Below are 22,468 nucleotides of genomic sequence, written 5' to 3' on the forward strand. Positions count from 1 at the left end.
TCGACTCCCAGACTCCGTACAGGCTACGCGCAGATACTGTCCGCATGGACGGACCCCGCATTCTCATCGTCGACGACGAGCCCAACATCCGCGACCTGCTCACCACGAGCCTCCGCTTCGCCGGCTTCGCCGTGCGCGCGGTCGGCAACGGCGCCCAGGCGATCTCCGCGGTCCTCGAGGAGGAGCCGGACCTCATCATCCTCGACGTGATGCTGCCCGACATGAACGGGTTCGGCGTCACCAAGCGCCTGCGCTCCGCGGGCTACACCTCGCCGATCCTCTTCCTCACGGCGAAGGACGACACCGAGGACAAGATCACCGGGCTCACGGTCGGCGGCGACGACTATGTCACCAAGCCGTTCAGCCTCGACGAGATCGTGGCGCGCATCAAGGCGATCCTCCGCCGCACGATGCACGCCGAGGAGGACGCGGTGATCCGCGCCGGCGAGCTGACCATGGACCAGGACACCCACGAGGTCCTGGTCGGCGACGAGCCGGTCGAGCTCAGCCCGACCGAGTTCAAGCTGCTCCGCTACCTGATGCTCAACCCCAACCGGGTGCTCAGCAAGGCGCAGATCCTCGACCACGTCTGGGAGTACGACTTCAACGGCGATGCAGGCATCGTCGAGTCCTACATCTCCTACCTGCGACGTAAGCTCGATACGCATTCGGAGGAATCGCTCATCCAGACCAAGCGTGGATTCGGATACATGCTGAAGGTCGCGAAGGTCTGACCTCCGCCGCCGCGGCGTCCGGCTCCCCGGGGAGCTGACGCCCGCACCACTTCGAGGGAGTTCCACCGCGATGCACCAGGGTCTGGCCGAGCGGTGGAACTCCATCTCGTTGCGCACGAAGATCACCGCCGTCACCGTCCTGCTGCTGACGCTCGGACTGCTCGTCTCCGGCATCGGCACGATGACGCTCCTGAAGCCCCAACTCGTCACGCAGCTCGACGTGGACCTCCGGACGAAGGCCCAGCAGACGGCGAACCTCCTGGTCACGGAGGGCGAGGCCGGGATGGACGACTCCGACAAGCAGTACGTCGGAGCGCTCTACAACTCCGCGGGCCAGCAGCAGGACACGACGGCACTGGGCGCGAACGACCCGGTCTTCCCCGAGACGTTCTCGATCGAGGAGGCCCTTCGCCTGGGCGACAAGTCGGGCACGATCTACAGCGCCAGCGGCAAGATCGAGTACCACTACGTCGCGACGACCTACTCGGACGGCAACGCGGTCACGACCCTGCTGCTCGCGACGACCACCCGCAACATCGACTACATCATGACGCTCTACCTGACGATCTTCCTCGGGTTCGGCGTCGCGATCGTCGTCATCGGGGCGATGCTGACGCGCCTGCTCGTCACCACCACCTTCGCTCCCCTCCGGCAGGTCGAGCGGACCGCCGCCGCAATCGCCGACGGCGACTTCAGCCAGCGGCTCGACGGCACCACCCCGAACACCGAGGTCGGCCGTCTCAACCGCTCGCTCAACGCGATGCTCGTCCGCATCGACAGCGCGTTCCGCGATCGCGCGCGCACGATCGACCAGATGCGCCGCTTCGTCGGCGACGCGAGCCACGAGCTGCGCACCCCGCTCGTCTCCGTCCGCGGCTACGCCGAGCTCTACCGGATGGGCGCGCTGCAGACTCCGGAGGCCGTCGGCCAGGCGATGGAGCGCATCGAGAAGGAGGCGATCCGGATGGGCGGCCTCGTCGAGGACCTGCTCGAGCTCGCCCGCCTCGACGAGACCAAGCCCCTCGCGCTCACCCCGGTCGATCTGATGCCGCTCGCCCGCGATGCCGCCATGGATGCGATGGCCTCCTGGCCCGACCGCGACTTCGGCGTCGAGACCCGCGACGACACCCCGGTCGAGACTCCCGCGCTCGAGATGGACGAGCTCTCCGGCGCCGCCACGCAGACCATGGAGGTCCCCACCGCCGCCGCCGGACTCACCGGTCCGATCGCCGCCGCCGGCGCCCGCCTGGCGCGCTTCCGCCGCAAGCCGCGTCGCGTCATGGCGGAGGACATCGCGGCCGGCACCGCTCCGGAGCCGGAGCAGGCGGGCGTCCCGGCGATGGTGATGGCGGAGGAGAACAAGATCCGGCAGGTGCTCACCAACCTGATCGGCAACGCCGTCCGCTACACCCCCGAGGACACCCCGATCGAGATCGGCGTCGCCGTCGACCGTGCTCGGCGCCTCGCGCTCCTCGAGGTCATCGACCACGGCGAGGGCATCCCGCCGCAGATCCGGGAGAAGATCTTCCAGCGCTTCTGGCGCGCCGACACCTCGCGCACCCGGGAGACCGGCGGCAGCGGCCTCGGGCTGGCGATCGTCTCCTCGATCGTCGCCGCGCACAAGGGCCACGTCGACGTGGTCGAGACCCCCGGCGGCGGCGCCACCTTCCGCGTCGCGCTGCCTCTCCTCACCGTCGGCCCGGACGGCGAATCCTCCCCAGCTTCGGTCTGATCCACCCCGCGGCACCTCCGCGGCACCGTAGGTTCTCTCGCACGCGCCGACCGGCGCGACGAAGCGAGAGGACCTCCAGTGACCCACTACCAGACCGACATCGACGCGATCACCGCCGCCACCGGCTCCATCCACGGCTCCTCGGAGCGCATCCAGGCGGAGGTCGCCGGCCTCCTCGGCCAGCTGACGAGTCTCGAGGGCTCGTGGACCGGCCAGGCCGCGACCGCGTTCCAGGGGGTCGTCTCGCTCTGGCGGACGACGCAGTCGCAGGTGGAGGACGGCCTCGCGTCGATCGCGCTGGCCCTCGGCACCGCCGGCCAGCAGTACGCGGAGACGGAGGAGGCGAACGCGCGGCTCTTCGCGCACTGACCGCGGCACGCCACCCGAGCGACAGCGCCTGCGCCGGGTGCCCGGAAACGCCGGAAGGCGGCTCCCCCGAGGGGGAACCGCCTTCCGTGTGGTGCGGGTCGGACTAGAAGTCCATGCCACCCGTGGGGTCTCCGCCTGCGGCGACGGGGTTCCGCTCGGGCTTGTCGGCGACGACGGCCTCCGTGGTGAGGAACAGACCGGCGATCGACGCGGCGTTCTGCAGCGCGGAGCGCGTGACCTTGACGGGGTCGATGATGCCGGCGGCGATCAGGTCGACGTACTCGCCGGTCGCGGCGTTGAGGCCCCAACCGGTCTGCAGCTCGCGGACCTTGGCGGCGACGACACCGGGCTCGAGGCCCGCGTTCAGCGCGATCTGCTTGAGCGGGGCGTCGATCGCGACGCGGACGATGTTCGCGCCGGTCGCCTCGTCTCCGACCAGCTCGAGCTTCTCGAAGGCGAGCTTGCCGGCCTGGATGAGGGCGACGCCACCACCGGCGACGATGCCCTCCTCGACGGCGGCCTTCGCGTTGCGGACGGCGTCCTCGATGCGGTGCTTGCGCTCCTTGAGCTCGACCTCGGTCGCGGCCCCGGCCTTGATGACCGCGACACCACCGGCGAGCTTCGCAAGGCGCTCCTGGAGCTTCTCGCGGTCGTAGTCGCTGTCGGTGTTCTCGATCTCGCCGCGGATCTGCGCGACGCGACCGGCGATGGCCTCGGCGTCGCCGGCACCCTCGACGATCGTGGTCTCGTCCTTGGTGATGACGACCTTGCGGGCCGAGCCGAGCAGGTCGAGGGTGACGTTCTCGAGCTTGAGGCCGACCTCCTCGGAGATGACCTGGCCGCCGGTGAGGATCGCGATGTCCTGCAGCTGCGCCTTGCGACGGTCGCCGAAGCCGGGAGCCTTGACGGCGACCGACTTGAAGATGCCGCGGATCTTGTTGACGACCAGGGTCGCCAGCGCCTCGCCGTCGACGTCCTCGGCGATGATCAGCAGCTGCTTGCCCGCCTGGATCACCTTGTCGACGACGGGGAGGAGGTCCTTGATGTTCGAGACCTTGGAGTTGACGATCAGGATGTACGGGTCCTCGAACACGGCCTCCTGGCGGTCGGGGTCCGTGACGAAGTACTGCGACAGGTAGCCCTTGTCGAAGCGCATGCCCTCGGTCAGCTCGAGCTCGGTGCCGAAGGTGTTCGACTCCTCGACGGTGACGACGCCCTCCTTGCCGACCTTGTCGATCGCCTCGGCGATGATCGCGCCGATCTCGGGGTCCGCGGCGGAGATGGAGGCGGTGGCCGCGATCTCCTCCTTGGTCTCGATCGCCTTGGCGCCGGCGACGAGCTCGGCGGTGACGGCCTTGACGGCCTTCTCGATGCCCTTCTTCAGGCTGATCGGGTCGGCGCCGGCCGCGACGTTGCGCAGGCCCTCGCGGACGAGCGCCTGGGCGAGGACGGTCGCGGTGGTGGTTCCGTCGCCGGCGACGTCGTCGGTCTTCTTGGCGACCTCCTTGACGAGCTCGGCGCCGATCTTCTCGTACGGCTCGTCGAGCTCGATCTCCTTGGCGATGGAGACGCCGTCGTTCGTGATGGTGGGAGCGCCCCACTTCTTCTCGAGCACGACGTTGCGGCCGCGCGGGCCGAGGGTCACCTTGACCGCATCGGCCAGAGTGTTGAGTCCACGCTCGAGGCCGCGGCGGGCTTCTTCGTCAAAAGCAATGATCTTGGCCATGTGTGTTCTTCGTCCCTCCCGGACGTCAGGGGAATTCCGTCGTTGGCACTCGACTGGAGCGAGTGCCAACAGCGATTCTGGCACTCACCCGGGAGGAGTGCAAGTGACGGAGGCGCCTGGCGCAACGCGAGGAGCCGCCGCCCGCACGAGGCGGACGACGGCTCCCGGAAGGGTGAGGGTCTCAGACGACGCGCACCGATTCGGCCTGCGGACCCTTCGATCCGGTGCCGACCTCGAACGCGACGTGCTGGCCCTCCTCGAGGACCTTGTATCCCGACATGTCGATGGCGGAGTAGTGGACGAACACGTCCTGTCCGCCGCCGTCGACCGTGATGAAGCCGTAGCCCTTCTCAGAGTTGAACCACTTGACGGTTCCGTTCGCCATCTCTCACTCCCAAAGTGCTGTGCCTGCGACACGAGCGATGCGCAGGTGCCTGGTTGGGAAGCATAATCGAGCGTTTCAGCCCGGAAAGGGGCGGAAAGGCCCTGCGGGAAAGAGTTGCCCGGGATTCAACATGAATTAAACGTCCCGGAAACAGAACGGCCCGGAAGCACCGATTCCGCGGCCGTTCCGAGGCCTCCGCGGGCCGGCGCTACTGCGGTGCGTAGTCCGAGCCGAGCACGACGACGACCGCCCCGGTCTCGACGAAGTCCTGCGTGAGCGTCAGCGTTCCGACGCCGAGCGACTGCGCCACCCCGAGCGCGGCGCCCTCCAGCGCCGGGTCGGTGTAGTAGATCGCCGTGACCGTCTCCGCCTCCGTGTTCGCGTTCGCGACGGTCGGGACGCTCCAGCCCGCTGCGGCCAGCGCATCCCCCGCGCTCGCGGCGAGGCCGGCGGTCGCCGTTCCGTTCAGCACGGCGAGCGCGACGTCCGGATCGACCGTCGGCGCGACGGTCGGCGTCGCCGTCGTCTCGGCGATGCCGGTGGGAGCGGTGAAGACATCGTTGAACTGCACGCGGTTGTCGATGACGAGGAGGCCGATGAAGCCCAGCAGCACGATCACTCCGGTGGCCAGCGCCGCCCAGGCGAGCGCGACGGCACGAGCGTGCGGCGCCGGCGGCCGACGGTGGGCGCCGACGCGGCCCTCGGTGGCCGGGATCTCGTCGAAGCGGTCCTTCGGGGCGGTGGTGGTCATCGTCGGTACGGCCGGCCTTCCGTTGGTGGGCCCGGGCAGCTCGGGCTACTCGGGGCGCCCGAGGCGGCGCGCGGCGCGGGCGCCGGCGCGCCCGTCGCGGATGCGCTGCAGCCGCGTGACGAGCATCGGGTCGTGCGCGAGGGCGGCCGGGGAGGCCAGAACCGCGCTGAGCACCTGATAGTAGCGGGCGACCGAGAGGCCGAACCGCTCGCGGATCGCGTCCTCCTTCTCCCCCGTGCGCGCGGTCCACTCGCGCTCGAAGTCGAGGATGCGCCGGTCGCGATCGGACAGGGCAGCGCCCGAGGTCCGCCCGACGTCCGTGGTTCCGCTCATTGCTCCAGGGTAGGCAGGGCGGGCGCCGCGGGCGGGGAGGCGCTCCGACGCGGCGGATTCGAGAGTTCGCTCCACGCCGGGGGGATCGCGGAATGCGCCCGCGCGACGCAGGGTTGAGCACAGAAGAGGGGAGCGCCCTCCCCCGTACACTGACGAGGATTCCTAGGGAGACCCATGTCGTCGTATTCCGTGAACAAGACCGACGCCGAGTGGCGCGAGGAGCTCGACCGCGAGCAGTACTCGGTGCTGCGCCAGGCCGCCACCGAGCGCCCGTGGACCGGCGAGCTGCTCGACGAGCACCGCGAGGGGCTCTACACCTGCGCCGCGTGTCACGCGGAGCTGTTCAAGAGCGGCACCAAGTTCGACTCCGGCTGCGGCTGGCCGAGCTTCTACGAGTCCATCCGCCCCGACGCGGTCCAGCTGATCGAGGACAGCACCCTCGGCATGGTCCGCACCGAGGTCCGCTGCGCCAACTGCGGCTCGCACCTGGGCCACGTCTTCCCCGACGGCTTCGGCACGCCGACCGGAGACCGGTACTGCATGAACTCGATCGCGATGAACTTCACGACCGAGGGCGAGTGACCGTGACCGCGACCCCCGTGCTCGAGGCCGTGCTGGCCCGGCGCTCCCGCTCGAAGGTGACCGCGGAGGCGCCGGGGCACGAGGAGATCGCGGCGTACGTCTCGGCCGCCTCGCGGCTCGCCGACCACAGCTCGCTGCGGCCGTGGCGGGTCATCGAGATCCGCGGGGCGGCGCGCGACCGCATCGGCCGCAGCTTCGCGGCCGCGTCCGGAGAGAAGAAGGACGCGCGCAAGCACGTCGAGAAGACGCACCGCGCCTCCCTCCTCCTGGCGGTCGTCGTCAGCGTGAAGAAGTCGAAGGTGCCGGCCTGGGAGCAGGAGGCGGTCGCCTCGGGCGTCGCGCACCTGCTCAGCCTGCTGCTCGACGAGGCGGGCTGGGGCGTCTTCTGGCGCACCGGCTCCTACACCCGCGCCAAGGCGGTGCGGAAGGCGCACCGCCTGGAGAAGGGCGAGGAGCTCCTCGGCTGGCTCTACGTCGGTCGGCCCGACGGCAAGATCGGCGGACCGAAGCGGCCCACCCCGGCCGAGCGGCACCTGAGCATCCTCGAGCCGTGATCGCCCTGCGCGGGCCCGGGCCGAGGAGGCTCCGGAGCCCGCGATAGGGTGGCCCGGTGCGGCGACGCACCTCGCCGACGTGGCGCAATTGGTAGCGCACCCGACTTGTAATCGGGCGGTTACGGGTTCAAGTCCCGTCGTCGGCTCGGACAGCCTCTGATCGGCCGGTCGGCCCGACCGGTGTCGGTGTCATCCCGCCGGGCGCTCCGGCGCCAGCGGTGGACTGGACCCCGCCGCGGGCAGCCCCGCGTAGCGCAGCCCTCGCAGCTTGCGGGTGATCGGCTTCTCGACGACGCGATGGATGACGGCTCCGGAGACGATCGACACCGTCACGGAGCCGACGACGGAGAGCGCACCCGACCGGAGGCCGATGACGGCGAGCGCCGCCGGGACGGCGGGCCCGATCAGAGGGTGGAAGAGGTAGAGGCTGTACGAGGCGTCGCCGAGGTAGCGGAGGGGACGCAGCAGGAATCCGTCGGTCACGGCCTGCTCCCGGAACCGCTCGACCAGTGGTTCGGCGAGGAGCACGACCACGAAGACGCCCGCGACCATCCCCTTCCTCGCGAGGCCGTCGTGCTCCCAGGAGACGCCGTCCGGCGTGAAGGCGCCCGCGACGATCAGGCCGACCGCGACACCGAGCGCGACGAGCAGCCGGCGTCGCGCGTCCGGCCGGAGGACGATCCTGCCGAGGACCATGCCGATGACGAAGTACAGGACGATGCCGTCGAAGTAGAACGCCCACGTGGGCCAGCCTTCGTCGCCGCGGACGAGCTGACCCGACGCGACGAGGATCATCACGGTCGAGGCGAAGACGAGGACGTCGCGTCGCAGGAGCAGTCCGAGGGCGAAGACGACGTAGAAGAACATCTCGAAGGTCAGGGTCCACCCGACGCCGAGGAGTGGAGCGACATCGCCGTCCGGATTGCGGGTCGGCAGCAAGAGGTACGAGGCGACACCGGACCACGGCGTGAAGCCGGCCTGCAGGACCGCGCCCGGGACGACGAGGATCGCCGCGATCTTGAGCGTGGTGGCGATCCAGTACATCGGGACGATGCGGACCAGACGCCGGACGGCGAAGAACCTCCACCCGCCGGGCACGTCGAACGGTGCGGCGGTGATCGTCATCACGAAGCCGGAGATGATGAAGAACAGGGTGACACCCAGGAAGCCGCCGCCCGCGACCACGATCGAGTCGTCGAGGAGCTCCTTCGCGTAGAACCTGCTGTGCGTCACGACGACGAGGAGGGCTGCGACGAAGCGCAGGACCTGCACACCCTCGAAGATCGGTGGCCCGACGACGGGCCGCGGAACGGTCGGCTTCATATCAGTGAGGTCCCCTCAGTGAGATCGGGGGAGCTTACCTGCGCACCGCGGTGAGTGACCGGGGTGGCGCCGAAGCACCGGTCGAGCGTTCGCCTCCCACCGTCGGCCCGCACGACGAAGGGCCCCGGTCTCCCGAGGCCCTTCGTCCGATCCGCTCCCCGCAACCCGGGGCTGATGTCTAGCCCGCGGCGGGCGTCGGCGTGGCCGAGGAGTAGGTGTCGGCCGCGGCGGACAGCACGAACGAGCTGAAGGCGTCGGCGTCCGTCAGCGAACCGGTGTAGGCCTCGCCGTTCACGAGCACAGTCGGCGTGCCCGAGACGGACGCGACCTCGGTGCCGGGCAGCGGGCCCGACGTCGCGCGCTCGGTCGCCGCGCGCACCCAGCTGACGAACGACTGGTCGTCGATGCAGGTGTTCACCGCGGCGGTGTCCTCGACCCCGGCGTCGGCGGCGGCCTGCTTGAGCTGGTCGTCCGAGAGGCCGTCGGTCCCCTCCGCCGGCTGCTCGGCGAAGAGCGCAGCGTTGAAGTCGAAGAAGGAGTCGGGCGAGGTGTCGGCGACGCAGGCGGCGGCGTTCGCTGCGCGCTCGGAGTACTTGGTGCCGTTGGACCGGGTGGTGAGGATCGCGATCGGGTGGATCTCGACCGTGGCGGCTCCGCTCGTCACCCACTCCTTGATCTGCTCGCCGTTGGTCTGCTCGAACTGGCCGCAGTAGGGGCAGAGGTAGTCGAGGTAGACGCGGATGTCGACGGTCCCGCCGGAGGTGTCCAGCACGCTCGGGGTGGGCGTGCCGTCGGCCGGGATCGCGGGGGTGGTCGAGGCGACGAGGCCCTCGGTCACGAGCACGCCGTCGCTCGCCATGTTGGCGGGGCCGGGGCCGGCGGGGCGGATGCTCGAGGTGACGGCGAAGACGACGACCGCGACGATCGCCACCACGACGAGGGCGAGGCCGCCCTGCAGGGCGAAGCGGCTGACACGGTCGCGGCGCTTCTGCTGCTCGCGGAGCCGGCGGGCCTTCTCGCGGGCGGCCTCTCGACGCTGGTTCTTCGAGAGACGGTCGTTGGCTCCGCCGATGGTCATGACAAGAACGCTCCGAATGAGAGAAAGGGGGAAGAAGTGCCGCCGGGCTGCGACTCGCCGGAATCCTACGCGCGAGCCCTGGGAAACCTCCAAACGACGGATACCGCCGGGTCCCGGCGACCGTCGCCCGGCACCAGTCCCCCGTCGGGGCGCCGCGTGGCATACTGTGACGGTTGGTCGGAGTCGCCCACGCGACGACGACCGTCACTTCCATTCACTCGGATCGTCCGGCACGTACCTGCCGGTGAAGGAGCAAGAACAATGGCGTCCGTAACCTATGACCACGCGTCCCGCGTCTACCCCGGGGCCACGCGTGCCTCGGTCGACAAGCTGAACCTCGAAGTCGGAGACGGCGAGTTCCTCGTCCTCGTCGGCCCCTCGGGCTGCGGCAAGTCCACCTCCCTGCGCATGCTCGCCGGCCTCGAAGAGGTCAACGAGGGTCGCATCCTGATCGGCGATCGCAACGTCACGGACGTTCCGCCGAAGGACCGCGACATCGCGATGGTGTTCCAGAACTACGCGCTCTACCCGCACATGTCGGTCGCGGAGAACATGGGCTTCGCGCTCAAGATCGCCGGCATCAACAAGGACGAGCGCGCCGCGCGGGTCCTCGAGGCCGCGAAGATGCTCGACCTCGAGCCCTACCTCAACCGCAAGCCGAAGGCCCTCTCGGGTGGCCAGCGTCAGCGCGTCGCGATGGGTCGCGCCATCGTCCGCAAGCCGCAGGTGTTCCTCATGGACGAGCCGCTGTCGAACCTCGACGCCAAGCTCCGCGTCCAGACCCGCACGCAGATCGGCACGCTCCAGCGCCGCCTGGGCATCACCACCGTCTACGTCACCCACGACCAGACCGAGGCCCTCACCATGGGCGACCGCATCGCGGTCCTCAAGGACGGGCTGCTCCAGCAGGTCGGCACGCCCCGCGACCTCTACGAGAACCCGAACAACGTCTTCGTGGCCGGCTTCATCGGCTCGCCCGCGATGAACCTGTTCCACGCGGACGTCACCGACGGCGGCGTGAAGTTCGGCGACACGGTCCTGCCGATCGCCCGCGAGGCGCTCGCGAAGACCACCCAGAAGGTCGTCACGCTCGGCGTGCGCCCCGAGGACGTCACCGTCTCGACCCAGCCCGGCGGCCTGCCGATCGAGGTCGACCTGATCGAGGAGCTCGGCTCGGACGGCTACCTCTACGGCCACACCGAGGTCGAGGGTCGCCGCACCGACATCGTCGCGCGCGTCGACGGCCGCGTGCACCCGACCGCGGGCGACCGCGTCTACGTGACCGCGAACCACCGCGTGCACATCTTCGACGGCGAGTCGGGACTGCGCCTCTCCTAGGCTCCGCCCCCGCGCACACGCTGCCGTCGTCTCCTCCGAGGCGGCGGCAGCGTTCGTCCGGGCCCCTCCACCGTCCGCCTCCCCACACGAACGGCGCGCCATGTCCGGCTCCCTGAACATCACCTCGGCCACGGTCGACCCCGCCCTGCTCGATCTGCCGTGGAACCTGCGGCTGAACGACTGGCCCGACGAGTACATCGCCGCGCTGCCCAAGGGCATCTCGCGGCACACCGTCCGCTTCGCGCACCTCTCCGGCCACGTCGTCGCCGTGAAGGAGACGACCGCGGAGATGTCGCGCCGCGAGTACGAGATGCTGAAGACGCTGCAGCGCCTCGACGTCCCGTGCGTCGTGCCGGGTGCCGTGATCACCAACCGCAGCGACGACGAGGGCGACGAGCTGCCGGCGGTGCTGGTCACCCGACACCTCAAGTTCTCCCTGCCCTATCGCGCGCTGTTCTCGCAGACCCTGCGGCCGGACACGGCGACCCGCCTCGTCGACGCGCTGGCGCTGCTGCTCGTGCGGCTGCACGTGATCGGCTTCTTCTGGGGCGACGTGTCGCTCTCGAACACGCTGTTCCGCCGCGACGCGGGCGCCTTCGCCGCCTACCTCGTCGACGCCGAGACAGGCCAGCTCTACTCCGGCGGACTCTCGAACGGGCAGCGCGAGAACGACCTCGAGATCGCTCGGGTGAACATCGCCGGCGAGCTGCTCGACCTCGAGGCGGGCGGGCGCGTCGACGACGACCTCGACCCGATCACGGTGTCGGACGGCATCGTCGCCGCCTATCGCAGCCTCTGGAAGGAGCTGACCGGGGCGGAGTCGTTCTCGACCTCCGAGCGCTGGCGCATCAACGACCGCGTCAACCGGCTCAACGAGCTCGGCTTCGACATCGAGGAGCTCGCGATCAAGACCGACGAGGCGGGCTCGACGGTGCGGATCCAGCCGAAGGTCGTCGACGCGGGACACCACCAGCGCCGACTGCTGCGCCTGACGGGGCTCGACGCGCAGGAGAACCAGGCGCGACGACTGCTCAACGACCTCGACTCCTACACGGCCACCTACGGCAAGCAGGGGCTCGACGAGGAGATGGTCGCGCACGAGTGGCTCGCGCAGGTCTTCGAGCCGGTGATCCGCTCGATCCCGCGCGACCTAAAGGGGCGGCTCGAGCCGGCGGAGATGTTCCACCAGCTGCTCGAGCACCGCTGGTTCATGTCGCAGCAGCAGGCGCGCGACGTGCCGCTGGCCGAGGCGGTCACGGCGTACGTCAACGACATCCTGCGCCACCGCCGCGACGAGGCGACGATCATCGCACCGCCGACCGAGGCGATCACGCTGCCGAACCTGGTCATCGACAGCGCGGGCGACGCCGAGCTGACCGAGGAGGACGCGGACGTGGACTGGATGAAGAACGTCTGACCCCGGCACGCCGAAGGGCTCGTGCGGATCCCCGGACCCGTCACGAGCCCTTCGTCGTCTGCGGCGTCTGCTGACGCTGGATCTCGATACGCCCGCTGCGCGGCCTACTCGATCAGCAGGACTCCCGCCCCGCGCAGCTCGTGCTACTCGGAGGCGGCGCGGAGTTTGGAGATCTCGTAGAGCGCGACCGATGCCGCGATCCCCGCGTTGAGCGACTCGGTGGCGGCGCTGATCGGGATGGAGACGACGGCGTCGCACTGCTCGGTGACGAGGCGCGAGAGGCCCTTGCCCTCGCTGCCGACGACGACGAGCAGCGGGCGGTCGGCGAGCTCGAGGCCCGGGAGCATCGTGTCGCCGTCGCCGTCGAGCCCGATGACGAAGACGCCGTCGCGCTTGTAGTCCTTGATCATCGCGGTGAGGTTCGAGGCCATCGCGACGGGCACGCGCGCGGCGGCGCCGGCCGAGGTCTTCCACGCGGCGGAGTTCAATCCGACCGAGCGGCGCTGCGGCACGATGACGCCCTGCCCGCCGAAGGCGGCGACGGAGCGGATGATGGCGCCGAGATTGCGGGGGTCGGTGATGCCGTCCAGCGCGACGAAGAGCGGGACGACTCCGCGCGAGACGCTGCGCTGGAGCAGGTCGCTCGGGTGCGCGTACTCGTAGGGCGGCACCTTGAGCACGAGGCCCTGGTGCACCGAGTCGGGGCCGGCAAGGCGGTCGAGCTCGGGGCGCATGACCTCGAGGACGGGGATGCCGCGGGCGGTGGCGAGCTTGAGCGCCTCCTTGACCCGGTCGTCCATCTCGATGCGCGTCGCGAGGTAGAGCGTCGTCGCGGGGATCTTGGCGCGGAGCACCTCGAGGACCGAGTTGCGCCCGGTGACCATCTCGGACTCGTCGCCGCTCTTGGGCTTGCGCGACGGAGCCGGACGGCCCTGGCCGCGAGCCGCGCCGGTCAGCGCCGCTCCCGGACGGCCCTTGCCGCCGGCGGCGACGAAGCGCTCACGCGCCGCCTTCGCCTTGCCTGCGGGGTGGTACGGCCGGTCCTCGGCCTTGGGCGTGGGCTTCTTGCCCTCGAGCGCCTGACGGCCCTGACCGCCGGAACCGACGGCCTTGCCCCTGCTCTTCTTTCGGACCGCTCCTGGGCGGCCGGCTTTATTCGCCATCGAGACTCCAATGCGCACCCGTCTGGGTGTCTTCGATCGTGATTCCCGCAGCAGCGAGATCGGTTCGGATGCGGTCGGCGGCCGCCCAGTCGCGCTGCTCGCGCGCGGTCTGGCGCTCGGCGACCAGGCGGTCGACGAGCACGGTGAGGGCCCGGTAGGTGGGCTCGTCGTCGGAGCGCGCCCACTCGGGGGCCTCCGGGTCGATGCCGAGGACCGACGCCATGGCGAGGACCTGGGTGCGCAGCGCGGACACCGTGCCGAGGTCCTCCGCGTCGAGCGCGGCGTTGCCGGCCCGGACGGTCTCGTGCAGGACGCCGATGGCCTGCGGGACTGAGAGGTCGTCGTCCATCGCCTCGGCGAACTCGTCCGGGACGACCGGCTCGCCGACGGCGGCGAAGCGGGTGCCCTCGAGGCGGCGGCGGGAGCGGTCGAGGAAGCCCTCGATCCGCTCGAGCGCCGCCTCGGCCTCCTCGAGCGCGCCGTCGTGGAACTCGAGCGTCGAGCGGTAGTGGGCCGAGCCGAGGTAGTAGCGGACGACCAGCGGGCGGGCCGAGTCGAGGAGCTCGGAGGCGAAGACGGAGTTGCCGAGCGACTTGCTCATCTTCTGGCCGGTCACCGACACGAGGCCGTTGTGCAGCCAGTAGCTCGCGAAGGCGTGGCCCGCGGCGCTCGACTGGGCGAGCTCGTTCTCGTGGTGGGGGAAGCGCAGATCGAGCCCGCCGCCGTGGATGTCGAACTGCGTGCCGAGGTACTTCGTCGACATCGCGGAGCACTCGATGTGCCAGCCGGGCCGGCCCCTCCCCCAGGGCGAGGCCCAGGAGGCGGACTCGGGCTCGTCGGGCTTCATGCCCTTCCACAGGGCGAAGTCGTGCGGGTCGCGCTTGCCGCGCGGGTCGGCGTCGGTCGCCGCCTCCATGCTCTCCAGGCGCTGGTGCGTGAGCGCGCCGTAGTCGGGCCAGGAGCGGGTGTCGAAGTAGACGTCGCCGGAGTCGTCCGGAGCGGGGTAGGCGTGGCCGAGCTCGATCAGGCGCTGCACGAGCGCGACCATCTCGGCGATGCTCGCCGTGGCGCGCGGCTCGTAGGTGGGCGGCAGGATGCCGAGCGCGGAGTAGGCGGCCGTGAACTCGAGCTCGACGCGGTAGGCGAGCGCCCACCACTGCTCCGAGGGCTCGCCCTCGCCGGCGGCACGGCGCGCCTGCTCGGCGATCGCGAGGATCTTGTCGTCGATGTCGGTCACGTTGCGGACGAGGGTGACCCGGTAGCCGCGGTGGGCGAGCCAGCGGCGGAGCTGGTCGTAGACCAGGGCGGAGCGCAGGTGCCCGATGTGCGGCGACGACTGGACGGTGGGTCCGCAGACGTACATCCCGACCTCGTTCTCACGGAGGGGGACGAAATCGACGAGGGCCTGGGCCTTCGAGTCGTGGAGTCGCAGAGTCACGCCGCGAGTTTACCGGGCGGGGCGGTCGCGGCCGGGCGGCGGATCGGTGCGGTGGATCGGGTGCGGTGGATCAGTGCCGGGATCCGGGACCGGGGAGGACGAGCGCGGTGGCGGTCGCCGCCACTCCCTCGCCGCGGCCGGTGAAGCCGAGAGCGTCCGAGGTCGTCGCCGCGACGCTGACGGGGGCGCCGAGGAGGGCGGAGAGCAGCCGCTGCGCCTCCTCCCGCCGCGGGGAGAACTTCGGGCGGTTGCCGATCAGCTGCACCGAGACGTTGCCGATCGTGAAGCCCGCCGCCTCGACCAGCTCGCGGGTGGCGCGGAGGAACACCTCGCCGTGCGCGTCCTGGAACCGCGGGTCGGCGGTGCCGAAGCGGGAGCCGATGTCGCCGAGGTTCGCCGCGGCGAGCAGCGCGTCGCAGATCGCGTGCGCGACCGGGTCGCCGTCGCTGTGGCCCGAGAGGCCGCGCTCCCCCGGCCAGTGCAGTCCGGCGAGCCAGAGCGGTGACGCGTCGTCGAAGGCGTGCACATCGGTGCCGATGCCGACCCGGGGCACGGCGGCCACGTGCGGCGGGGCGAGCAGCTGCTCGGCCCGGGCGAGGTCCCAGGGGGTGGTGATCTTGAAGGCGAGCGGGTCGCCGGCGACGACGACGGAGCCTCCGCCGTGCGCGGCGAGCAGGGCCGCGTCGTCGGTGTACTCGCGGTCGGCGGCGGCGTAGGCCTCGTCGAGCAGGCGGCGCGGGAAGCCCTGCGGGGTCTGCACCGCGGCGAGCTGGGCGCGGTCGACGGTGTCGAGGATCGCGGCGTCGGCGTCGATCCGCTTGATCGTGTCGGTGACGGGCAGCCCGGGGATCGCGCCGCCGCCGGTGGCGCGGACGGCGGCGAGGACGCGGTCGAACTGCGCGGCGGGGGTGAGGGCCCGGGCGGCGTCGTGGACGAGGACGGTCTCGACGCCCGGGAGGAGCGACGCCAGGCCGTGCGCGACCGAGTCCTGCCGGGTGGCGCCGCCGGCGGTGACCAGCACCTCGACGGATCCACCCGCGGCGCGGCGGCAGAGCGCGACGGTCTCCTCGAGCAGGGCCTCCGGTGCGACGACGACGATCTGGACCGGCTCGGCGAGGGTGAGGACGGTGCGGAGGCTGCGCTCGAGGATGGTGACGCCGGCGCAGTCGACGTAGGCCTTCGGGAGCTCGCGGCCGAGGCGGGTGCCGCTGCCGGCGGCGACGATGACGACGGCCGCGCTGGGCGTCGATCCGGTGTCGGTGTGCAACGGGAGGTCCTTTCGCCGCCGGTCACAGTAGCAGCGGGCGGAGGGCGGGGGCAGCCCGTCCGGCCGGGGTGGAGGCGTGGCTACGCTATTCTGTGTGCGGCTCCTGCACCTCGAATCCGCCCTGTCCGGGGTGGGCGGGGCCGATGATCTGGAGGAACCCGTGAAGGCGCGTATCGCTGCATCCGTCGTTCTCGCGGTCGGCGTCGCGTTCGCCACCGCCGGCTGCAACCTCGTCGCCCCGCAGGCGACGCGCAACAGCTACGACCCGAGCGACGGGGTCGGCGCCACGGTCGGCGATCTCGCCATCCGCAACGCGATGATCATCTCGGAGGACGGCGAGGTCGGCACGCTCGTCGTCTCGCTGGTCAACGACACCGACGAGACGCTCAGCGTGGAGGTGCAGTACGAGGCGACGTCCGGCCGCACGAGCGACACGGTGGACGCGGTCCCCGGCCGCACCGAGGTCCGCCCGGACAGCACCGAGGCCGTGCACATGGAGGGCCTCGACACGATCCCGGGGAGCCTGTTCCCCGTCTACTTCCAGTACGGCTCGGAGGAGGGCAAGGAGGTCCTCGTCCCCGTCCTGACGAACGCTCTCGAGGCGTACGCGACGCTGACCCCGGCCCCGTCGGCCTCCCCGACTCTCACCCCCACCCCGGACCCCGCGGAGACGGCGCTGCCGACGCCCACCGCCGAGCCGGGCGTCGACGCTCCGGCGGAGTAGCACTCCCCCGTCCAGCAGGGCCGTCCACTCCGGTGGGCGGCCCTGCGTCGTCTGCGCCGGGTCTCGATACGCCGCCTCCGGCGGCTACTCGACCAGCAAGTGTCCGGCCACCCCGCGAGGACCCGCTCGTCGCGCAGCGACGGCCCCGCAGGCACCGCACGTTCTGATGCGGCGTGTCTCGATACGCCACCTCCGGCGGCTACTCGACCAGCAAGGGTCCGGCCACCCCGCGAGGACCCGCTCGTCGCGCAGCGACGGCCCAGCAGGCACCGCACGTTCTGATGCGGCGGGTCTCGATACGCCGCCTCCGGCGGCTACTCGACCAGCAAGGGTCCGGCCACCCGCTCGTCGCGCAGCGACGGCCCCGCAGGCCCCGCACGTTCTGGAGCGGCGGGTCTCGATACGCCGCCTCCGGCGGCTACTCGACCAGCAAGGGTCACCGGCTCGTCGCGCAGCGACGGCCCTCACCGGAGCGTGCACGTCAGAAGGCGTTCGGCGTGTGCAGACGGGTCGCGGGTCCTGGCGGGGGCAGCTGCAAGGCGGAGGAGGGCGCGATACCGGCGGTATCGCAACCGACGACAACGCCGCAGATGCCCCCGCCAGGGCCCGCGATCACGCGTCGAAGCGGTAGCCGAGGCCGCGGACAGTCACCAGGAGCACCGGCTCCTTCGGCGTCTTCTCGATCTTGGAGCGGATGCGCTTGACGTGGACGTCGAGGGTCTTGGTGTCGCCGAAGTAGTCGCTGCCCCAGACGCGGTCGATGAGCTGGCCGCGGGTGAGGACGCGGCCGGCGTTGCGGAGGAGCATCTCGAGGAGTTCGAACTCCTTGAGCGGCATGGGGGTCTCGACGCCGTCGACCTCGACGGTGTGGCGCTCGATGTCCATGCGGACGGGGCCGGCGACGACGATGCGGTCCTCGCCGGGGTCCTCGGTGCGGCGGCGGAGGACGGCGCGGATGCGGGCGAGGAGCTCGCGGGTCGAGTAGGGCTTGGTGACGTAGTCGTCGGCGCCGAGCTCGAGTCCGACGACGATGTCCACCTCGGAGTCCTTGGCGGTGACCATGATGATCGGGATCGCGGAGCGGGTGCGGATCTCCCGGCAGACCTCGGTGCCGGGCATGCCGGGGAGCATGAGGTCGAGCAGGATGAGGTCGTACTCGCCGTCGTCGAAGGCGGCGACGGCGCGGAGGCCGTCCTCGGCGACGGTGACGTCGTAGCCCTCGCGTTCGAGCAGGTAGCTGAGCGGCTCGCTGAGGGCGCTCTCGTCCTCGACGAGCAGGATGCTGGTCACGCGGTGTCTCCTATCGGGGCGGCGGACGCGTACGGCGTCCTGGCCGGGTCGGCTTCGGGGAGTCGGATGGTGAAGGTGCTGCCGCGGCCGGGCTTGGACCAGACGCGGACGTCGCCGCCGTGGTTCTGCACGGCGTGCTTGACGATGCTGAGGCCGAGACCGGTGCCGCCGGTGTGGCGGGAGCGGGCCTGGTCGACGCGGTAGAAGCGCTCGAACACGCGGTCGAGGTCCTCCTCCGGGATGCCGATGCCCTGGTCGGTGACGGCGATCTCGACGATGCCCCCGGTGGAGCGGACGCCGATGCCGACGCGGGAGCCGGGCGGCGAGTACTGGATGGCGTTGGCGAGCAGGTTGTGCAGCGCCGAGACGAGCATCTTCTCCTTGCCCGCGACGTACGCCTTCTTCATGCCGCCCTTGACGAGGGTCACGTCGTGCGACTCGGCCATCACGTGGGTGGTCTCGAGGGCGGCGACCACGATGTCGTCGACGCGGACGATCTCGGCGGAGCCGGCGACGTCGGCGGACTGGAGCCGGGAGAGCTCGATGATCTCGCGGGTGATCTTCGCGAGACGGTGCGACTCCTGGGTCAGGCGGTGCGCGAAGCGGCGCACCTGCTTGGGGTCGTCGGCGGCGGAGTCGAGGGCCTCGGCGAGGAGGCCGACGGCGCCGATCGGAGTCTTCAGCTCGTGCGAGATGTTGGCGACGAAGTCGCGGCGCACCGCTTCGAGGCGCCGGGCCTCGGTGTGGTCCTCGGCGAGGACGAGGACGAAGCGGGAGCCGAGGCGGGTGGCGTGCACCACCAGGGTCACCGCGACGTCGGAGAGGGGGCTCGTGGTCAGCTCGAGGTCCTGCTCGATGTCGTCGCCGAAGCGGCGCACGCGGTCCACGATCGCGACGAGATCCGGGTGCAGGAGCGTGTCCTGCGAGACGAGGCCGAGCGAGATCGCGCGGGCGGACGCCTTGAGGACGTTGTGCGAGGGGTCGGTCACGAAGGCGGGCGCGCCGACGGCGTCGATGATCGCGCCGATGCCCTCGGGCAGACCGACGGTGACGACCTCGGTGGCGATGCGGCCCTGGCGCGCGGCGAGGGTGACCACGCTGGTGAGGACGATCCCGATGGCGATGCCGAGGACGAGCGACAGCACGACGATCAGGCCTGGATCCACGACCCCAGGCTAACCATCCACCGCGCGTCTCCCTACCGGATGCCCGGCGACCGGTCGCGGGTCGAGTACTGTTCAAGCGCTCGGCACCGTTCGTTAACCTGCCGTGGTCATCATGGCTGCGCCTGCGCCGACCTGGCGCAGTCGCAGCGCCGTGCGCGGCGCGAAACGGCACCGTTCTCCGTGCGTGCCGCAGAGAGGGTCGAGAAGAAGATGCGCGAAGTTTTCCAGCAGGAGCTGGCCGAGGTCCAGGATCGGCTCGTCGAGATCTCCGGACTCGTCGAGATCGCGATCGAGAAGGCGACCCAGGCGTTCAACCACTCCGACGTCTCCCTCGCCGAGGAGGTCATCGCGAGCGACGCCCGCATCGACGAGCTGGCGATCAGCCTCGACGAGCTCGCGATCGACATCCTCGCCCGGCAGGGACCTGTCGCCCGCGACCTGCGCACCGTCGTGTCCGCGCTCCGGATCAGCGCGTCGCTCGAGCGGATGGGCGACATCGCCGAGCACATCGCTCAGCTCTCGCGCTACCGCTTCCCCGACAAGGTCGTGCCGAAGTCGCTCCGCCCGACCTTCGTCGAGATGGGCCGGCTCGACGTCGTCGTCGCGCACAAGCTCACCGAGCTGCTGCGCTCGCAGGACCCCCGCATCGCCGAGGAGATCCGCGACGAGGACGACAAGATCGACGAGCTGCACGTCAGCGTCTTCGACAAGGTCCTCAGCGAGGCCTGGAAGGGCCAGGCCGCCGACACCGTCGACGCCACCCTCGCCAGCCGCTACCACGAGCGCTTCGCCGACCACGCGGTGTCGATCGCGAAGAAGGTCCAGTACCTCATCTCCGGCGACTGGGGCTGAACCGTTTTGTCGATATCGCGCTCGCGCGATATCGACCGCGGTCGGCAGACCGCGTGCTCGCGTTCCGCAGAGCGGGGTGCGAGCGGCTAGAGCGAATCGCTGGCACGCGATTCACTCGTTCGCCTCGTGCGGGGCGGCTGGTCTCGACTCTCCGCGCCCGGTCGTCGAGTGGCGGTGGCCGTTCCTCATTGCTCGGGCGCCTGCCCATGCTGATCGAGTAGCGCGCGCAGCGTGCGTATCGAGATCCACCGTCGTCCGGGCGCGTGGTCTCGATACGCCGCGTGACGCGGCTACTCGACCAGCAGGGAAGGGGCGCGTTCCGCGGCCTCGCTCTCGCGTCCGTGCTGATCGCGTCGCGCCGGCACGCACGGGGCGCGTTCCGCGACCTGGCTCACCCCTGGTGATCGAGTAGCGCGCGCAGCGCGCGTATCGAGATCCACGTCCGCCGGACGCACGGAAGACGGCGGTCCCGCTACGCCCCTGCGGGGCTGCTCGACCAGCGGGCCCGGGCGCGGACGCGGACGGCCCGCGGGAGTCGGGACTCCGGCGGGCCGTTCGGTGGTGCGAGGAGGCGGGCTACTTCTTGGCGCCCTGCGCGGCGACGGCGGCGGCGCCGGCGGCGGCGGCCTCGGGGTCGAGGTAGCGGGCCTCGCCGATCGGCTCGAAGTTCTCGTCGAGGGTGTAGACCAGCGGGATGCCGGTCGGGATGTTCAGCTCGGCGATGTCGGAGTCCGAGATGCCGTCGAGCGTCTTCACCAGGGCGCGCAGCGAGTTGCCGTGCGCGGTGATCATGACCGTCTTGCCCGAGGCGAGGTCCGGCTTGATGTCCGACTCCCAGTACGGGAGCATCCGCTCGATGACCAGCTTGAGCGACTCGGTGCGCGGGAGGTCGTCGCCGAGGTCGGCGTAGCGCTCGTCGTGCGCCTGCGAGTACTGGTCCTCGTCGTCGATGGGGGGCGGCGGCACGTCGAACGAGCGGCGCCAGGTCATGAACTGCTCGGGGCCGTACTCGGCGAGCGTCTGCGCCTTGTCCTTGCCCTGCAGCGCGCCGTAGTGGCGCTCGTTCAGACGCCAGGAGCGCTTCACGTCGATCCACAGGCGGTCGGCCTTCTCCAGCGCGATGTTCGCGGTCTGGATCGCGCGGGTCTGGCGCGAGGTGTAGACGACATCGGGGTGCAGCCCCGCCTCGGTCAGCAGCTCGCCGGCGCGGGTCGCCTCCGCGACGCCCTGCTCGGTGAGCCGGACGTCGACCCAGCCGGTGAACAGATTCTTCTGGTTCCACTCGCTGTTGCCGTGGCGCACGAGGATGAGGGTGTAGGTCTCGGACATGCGTCCAGCTTAGAGGCGGCCCCTCGGGCCCCGGATACGCTGGAGACCATGCCGATCGGAGCCGTCACCCGCGGCACGACGGGCACGAACCGCCTCCGCCGGGTCGACCGCCGGCTGGCCGAGCTGCCGGCGCTGCAGGCCATCGCCGAGCCCGTCGTCGTCGACCTCGGCTTCGGTGCGAGCGCGGTGACGACGCTCGAGCTGCACCGCCGCCTGGTCCGAGCGGCGCCCGGCGTCGACGTGGTCGGCTTCGAGATCGAGCCGGCCCGCGTCGAGACGGCGCGACGGCAGCTCGAGCGGGTCCGCGCCGGCGGGACGGCATTCCCGAGCGACGCCCGGGTGCGCTTCGAGCGCGGCGGCTTCGAGGTGCCCCTCCCCGGCCGGCAGCGAGCGAGTGTCATCCGCGCCTTCAACGTGCTCCGGCAGTACGACGAGGCGGCGGTCGCCGAGGCGTGGCGGACGATGACCGACCGGCTCGCCCCCGACGGCGTCCTCGTGGAGGGCACCTGCGACGAGATCGGGCGCATCTGCACCTGGATCGAGGTCGGGCGGGAGGGACCGCGCTCGCTCACCCTGTCGCTCCGGCTCGGCGCCGTGCCCTCGCCTGGCATCGCGGCGGAGCGGCTGCCGAAAGCGCTGATCCACCGCAACGTGCCCGGCGAGCCGGTGCACGCGTTCCTGCAGGCGCTCGAGCGGGCCTGGCTGCTGCACGCGCCGCTCGCGGTCTACGGGCCGACGCAGCGCTGGATCGCCGCGGTGCGGTCGCTCCGCGGAGACTGGCCGATCCTCGGCGGGGAGCGGCGGTGGCGGCTCGGGGAGGTGACCGTCTCGTGGGAGGCGGTCGGCCCGCTCGACCCGGCCCCGTCACTTCTGTGAGCATTCTCATATTCAGGCCCGCTACCCTCGGGCCCCATGGA

Annotated in this window: 22 protein-coding genes and 1 tRNA gene; 11 read left to right on the forward strand and 12 right to left on the reverse strand. The window is 70.9% G+C overall.

Annotated elements, in window-relative coordinates; translation table 11 throughout:
• Positions 1-44 precede the first annotated feature (44 nt).
• The 3 genes from GSU72_RS14500 (at position 45) to GSU72_RS14510 (ending at position 2,835) form a co-directional block, all read left to right on the forward strand.
• Positions 45-734 carry a response regulator transcription factor gene (locus GSU72_RS14500; protein ID WP_085475163.1) on the forward strand — a complete coding sequence of 230 codons (690 nt, stop codon included), beginning with the start codon at positions 45-47 and terminating at the stop codon, positions 732-734.
• Positions 735-804: 70 nt separating this feature from the next.
• Positions 805-2,466 carry an ATP-binding protein gene (locus tag GSU72_RS14505; RefSeq protein WP_159985695.1) on the forward strand — a complete coding sequence of 554 codons (1,662 nt, stop codon included), beginning with the start codon at positions 805-807 and terminating at the stop codon, positions 2,464-2,466.
• A 78-nt stretch (positions 2,467-2,544) separates the two neighbouring features.
• The gene (locus tag GSU72_RS14510) at positions 2,545-2,835 is read left to right on the forward strand and encodes a WXG100 family type VII secretion target (protein ID WP_159985696.1); all 291 of its coding nucleotides are present in this window, start codon (positions 2,545-2,547) and stop codon (positions 2,833-2,835) included.
• Between the two features lie 103 nt (positions 2,836-2,938).
• Here GSU72_RS14510 and groL read toward each other — a convergent pair whose 3' ends face one another.
• The 4 genes from groL to GSU72_RS14530 all read right to left on the reverse strand — a co-directional run bounded on the left by groL (position 2,939) and on the right by GSU72_RS14530 (position 6,030).
• A complete protein-coding gene (gene groL, locus GSU72_RS14515) occupies positions 2,939-4,561 on the reverse strand; it encodes a chaperonin GroEL (protein WP_123702372.1) in 1,623 nt (540 codons plus the stop codon).
• A 181-nt stretch (positions 4,562-4,742) separates the two neighbouring features.
• The gene (locus GSU72_RS14520; protein ID WP_123445168.1) at positions 4,743-4,946 is read right to left on the reverse strand and encodes a cold-shock protein; all 204 of its coding nucleotides are present in this window, start codon (positions 4,944-4,946) and stop codon (positions 4,743-4,745) included.
• A 208-nt stretch (positions 4,947-5,154) separates the two neighbouring features.
• Positions 5,155-5,697: a LytR C-terminal domain-containing protein gene (locus tag GSU72_RS14525; RefSeq protein ID WP_159985697.1), complete on the reverse strand. Its 543-nt coding sequence runs from the start codon at positions 5,695-5,697 to the stop codon at positions 5,155-5,157.
• A 45-nt stretch (positions 5,698-5,742) separates the two neighbouring features.
• Positions 5,743-6,030 carry a DUF3263 domain-containing protein gene (locus GSU72_RS14530; protein WP_159985698.1) on the reverse strand — a complete coding sequence of 96 codons (288 nt, stop codon included), beginning with the start codon at positions 6,028-6,030 and terminating at the stop codon, positions 5,743-5,745.
• Between the two features lie 174 nt (positions 6,031-6,204).
• On the opposite strand from GSU72_RS14530, the gene msrB reads away from it, so the two are divergent.
• From msrB to GSU72_RS14545, 3 genes are all read left to right on the forward strand, one after another.
• Complete coding sequence (gene msrB, locus GSU72_RS14535) at positions 6,205-6,612, forward strand: peptide-methionine (R)-S-oxide reductase MsrB (protein WP_123445164.1); 408 nt, start codon at positions 6,205-6,207, stop codon at positions 6,610-6,612.
• The gene (locus GSU72_RS14540; RefSeq protein WP_244255833.1) at positions 6,609-7,166 is read left to right on the forward strand and encodes a nitroreductase family protein; all 558 of its coding nucleotides are present in this window, start codon (positions 6,609-6,611) and stop codon (positions 7,164-7,166) included. The genes msrB and GSU72_RS14540 overlap by 4 nt, the downstream gene beginning before the upstream one ends.
• Before the next feature lie 73 nt (positions 7,167-7,239).
• Positions 7,240-7,312, forward strand: a tRNA-Thr gene (locus GSU72_RS14545).
• 43 nt (positions 7,313-7,355) lie between these two features.
• Here the strand turns inward: GSU72_RS14545 and GSU72_RS14550 are convergent.
• Positions 7,356-8,489, reverse strand: coding sequence for an acyltransferase (locus GSU72_RS14550; protein ID WP_159985699.1), 1,134 nt, complete (start codon positions 8,487-8,489; stop codon positions 7,356-7,358).
• A gap of 178 nt (positions 8,490-8,667) precedes the next feature.
• Positions 8,668-9,567 (reverse strand): thioredoxin domain-containing protein, encoded by a 900-nt coding sequence (locus tag GSU72_RS14555; protein ID WP_159985700.1) that lies wholly within the window; start codon positions 9,565-9,567, stop codon positions 8,668-8,670.
• A 261-nt stretch (positions 9,568-9,828) separates the two neighbouring features.
• Between GSU72_RS14555 and ugpC the strand changes: the two genes are divergently transcribed.
• Entirely contained in the window at positions 9,829-10,905 is a 1,077-nt protein-coding gene (gene ugpC / locus GSU72_RS14560) for a sn-glycerol-3-phosphate ABC transporter ATP-binding protein UgpC (protein WP_159985701.1), read from the forward strand.
• A gap of 100 nt (positions 10,906-11,005) precedes the next feature.
• Positions 11,006-12,322, forward strand: coding sequence for a DUF4032 domain-containing protein (locus GSU72_RS14565; RefSeq protein WP_159985702.1), 1,317 nt, complete (start codon positions 11,006-11,008; stop codon positions 12,320-12,322).
• A gap of 143 nt (positions 12,323-12,465) precedes the next feature.
• Here GSU72_RS14565 and rlmB read toward each other — a convergent pair whose 3' ends face one another.
• The 3 genes from rlmB to ispD form a co-directional block, all read right to left on the reverse strand.
• Positions 12,466-13,485, reverse strand: a complete 1,020-nt coding sequence (rlmB, locus tag GSU72_RS14570; RefSeq protein WP_159985703.1) for a 23S rRNA (guanosine(2251)-2'-O)-methyltransferase RlmB — start codon at positions 13,483-13,485, stop codon at positions 12,466-12,468.
• Positions 13,475-14,923: a cysteine--tRNA ligase gene (gene cysS, locus GSU72_RS14575; RefSeq protein WP_159985704.1), complete on the reverse strand. Its 1,449-nt coding sequence runs from the start codon at positions 14,921-14,923 to the stop codon at positions 13,475-13,477. The genes rlmB and cysS overlap by 11 nt, the downstream gene beginning before the upstream one ends.
• A gap of 70 nt (positions 14,924-14,993) precedes the next feature.
• Complete coding sequence (gene ispD, locus GSU72_RS14580; protein ID WP_159985705.1) at positions 14,994-16,190, reverse strand: 2-C-methyl-D-erythritol 4-phosphate cytidylyltransferase; 1,197 nt, start codon at positions 16,188-16,190, stop codon at positions 14,994-14,996.
• A gap of 160 nt (positions 16,191-16,350) precedes the next feature.
• Between ispD and GSU72_RS14585 the strand changes: the two genes are divergently transcribed.
• Complete coding sequence (locus GSU72_RS14585) at positions 16,351-16,914, forward strand: hypothetical protein (protein WP_159985706.1); 564 nt, start codon at positions 16,351-16,353, stop codon at positions 16,912-16,914.
• 612 nt (positions 16,915-17,526) lie between these two features.
• On the opposite strand, the gene GSU72_RS14590 is transcribed toward GSU72_RS14585, so the two are convergent.
• Complete coding sequence (locus tag GSU72_RS14590) at positions 17,527-18,204, reverse strand: response regulator transcription factor (protein ID WP_159985707.1); 678 nt, start codon at positions 18,202-18,204, stop codon at positions 17,527-17,529.
• Positions 18,201-19,370: an ATP-binding protein gene (locus GSU72_RS14595; RefSeq protein WP_159985708.1), complete on the reverse strand. Its 1,170-nt coding sequence runs from the start codon at positions 19,368-19,370 to the stop codon at positions 18,201-18,203. The genes GSU72_RS14590 and GSU72_RS14595 overlap by 4 nt, the downstream gene beginning before the upstream one ends.
• A gap of 210 nt (positions 19,371-19,580) precedes the next feature.
• Here GSU72_RS14595 and phoU point away from each other — a divergent pair, with 210 nt between their 5' ends.
• On the forward strand, positions 19,581-20,222 hold the full coding sequence (gene phoU, locus GSU72_RS14600) for a phosphate signaling complex protein PhoU (protein ID WP_159986853.1): 642 nt from the start codon (positions 19,581-19,583) through the stop codon (positions 20,220-20,222).
• A gap of 576 nt (positions 20,223-20,798) precedes the next feature.
• Here the strand turns inward: phoU and GSU72_RS14605 are convergent.
• On the reverse strand, positions 20,799-21,551 hold the full coding sequence (locus tag GSU72_RS14605; RefSeq protein ID WP_159985709.1) for a phosphoglyceromutase: 753 nt from the start codon (positions 21,549-21,551) through the stop codon (positions 20,799-20,801).
• Positions 21,552-21,599: 48 nt separating this feature from the next.
• Here GSU72_RS14605 and GSU72_RS14610 point away from each other — a divergent pair, with 48 nt between their 5' ends.
• Positions 21,600-22,427: a class I SAM-dependent methyltransferase gene (locus tag GSU72_RS14610; RefSeq protein WP_159985710.1), complete on the forward strand. Its 828-nt coding sequence runs from the start codon at positions 21,600-21,602 to the stop codon at positions 22,425-22,427.
• Positions 22,428-22,468 lie beyond the last annotated feature (41 nt).

Source organism: Rathayibacter sp. VKM Ac-2760 (assembly GCF_009834185.1).
In the GTDB taxonomy this organism is placed as follows: Bacteria; Actinomycetota; Actinomycetes; order Actinomycetales; family Microbacteriaceae; genus Rathayibacter.

Excerpts from the sequence above, each read along its gene's own strand:
- GSU72_RS14530 (WP_159985698.1), bottom strand. The coding sequence starts at position 6,030 with ATGAGCGGAACCACGGACGTCGGGCGGACCTCGGGCGCTGCCCTGTCC.
- rlmB (WP_159985703.1), bottom strand. The coding sequence starts at position 13,485 with ATGGCGAATAAAGCCGGCCGCCCAGGAGCGGTCCGAAAGAAGAGCAGG.
- GSU72_RS14505 (WP_159985695.1), top strand. The coding sequence starts at position 805 with ATGCACCAGGGTCTGGCCGAGCGGTGGAACTCCATCTCGTTGCGCACG.
- GSU72_RS14555 (WP_159985700.1), bottom strand. The coding sequence starts at position 9,567 with ATGACCATCGGCGGAGCCAACGACCGTCTCTCGAAGAACCAGCGTCGA.
- ugpC (WP_159985701.1), top strand. The coding sequence starts at position 9,829 with ATGGCGTCCGTAACCTATGACCACGCGTCCCGCGTCTACCCCGGGGCC.
- GSU72_RS14520 (WP_123445168.1), bottom strand. The coding sequence starts at position 4,946 with ATGGCGAACGGAACCGTCAAGTGGTTCAACTCTGAGAAGGGCTACGGC.
- msrB (WP_123445164.1), top strand. The coding sequence starts at position 6,205 with ATGTCGTCGTATTCCGTGAACAAGACCGACGCCGAGTGGCGCGAGGAG.
- GSU72_RS14525 (WP_159985697.1), bottom strand. The coding sequence starts at position 5,697 with ATGACCACCACCGCCCCGAAGGACCGCTTCGACGAGATCCCGGCCACC.
- GSU72_RS14500 (WP_085475163.1), top strand. The coding sequence starts at position 45 with ATGGACGGACCCCGCATTCTCATCGTCGACGACGAGCCCAACATCCGC.
- groL (WP_123702372.1), bottom strand. The coding sequence starts at position 4,561 with ATGGCCAAGATCATTGCTTTTGACGAAGAAGCCCGCCGCGGCCTCGAG.
- GSU72_RS14610 (WP_159985710.1), top strand. The coding sequence starts at position 21,600 with ATGCCGATCGGAGCCGTCACCCGCGGCACGACGGGCACGAACCGCCTC.
- GSU72_RS14605 (WP_159985709.1), bottom strand. The coding sequence starts at position 21,551 with ATGTCCGAGACCTACACCCTCATCCTCGTGCGCCACGGCAACAGCGAG.
- phoU (WP_159986853.1), top strand. The coding sequence starts at position 19,581 with ATGCGCGAAGTTTTCCAGCAGGAGCTGGCCGAGGTCCAGGATCGGCTC.
- GSU72_RS14550 (WP_159985699.1), bottom strand. The coding sequence starts at position 8,489 with ATGAAGCCGACCGTTCCGCGGCCCGTCGTCGGGCCACCGATCTTCGAG.
- GSU72_RS14565 (WP_159985702.1), top strand. The coding sequence starts at position 11,006 with ATGTCCGGCTCCCTGAACATCACCTCGGCCACGGTCGACCCCGCCCTG.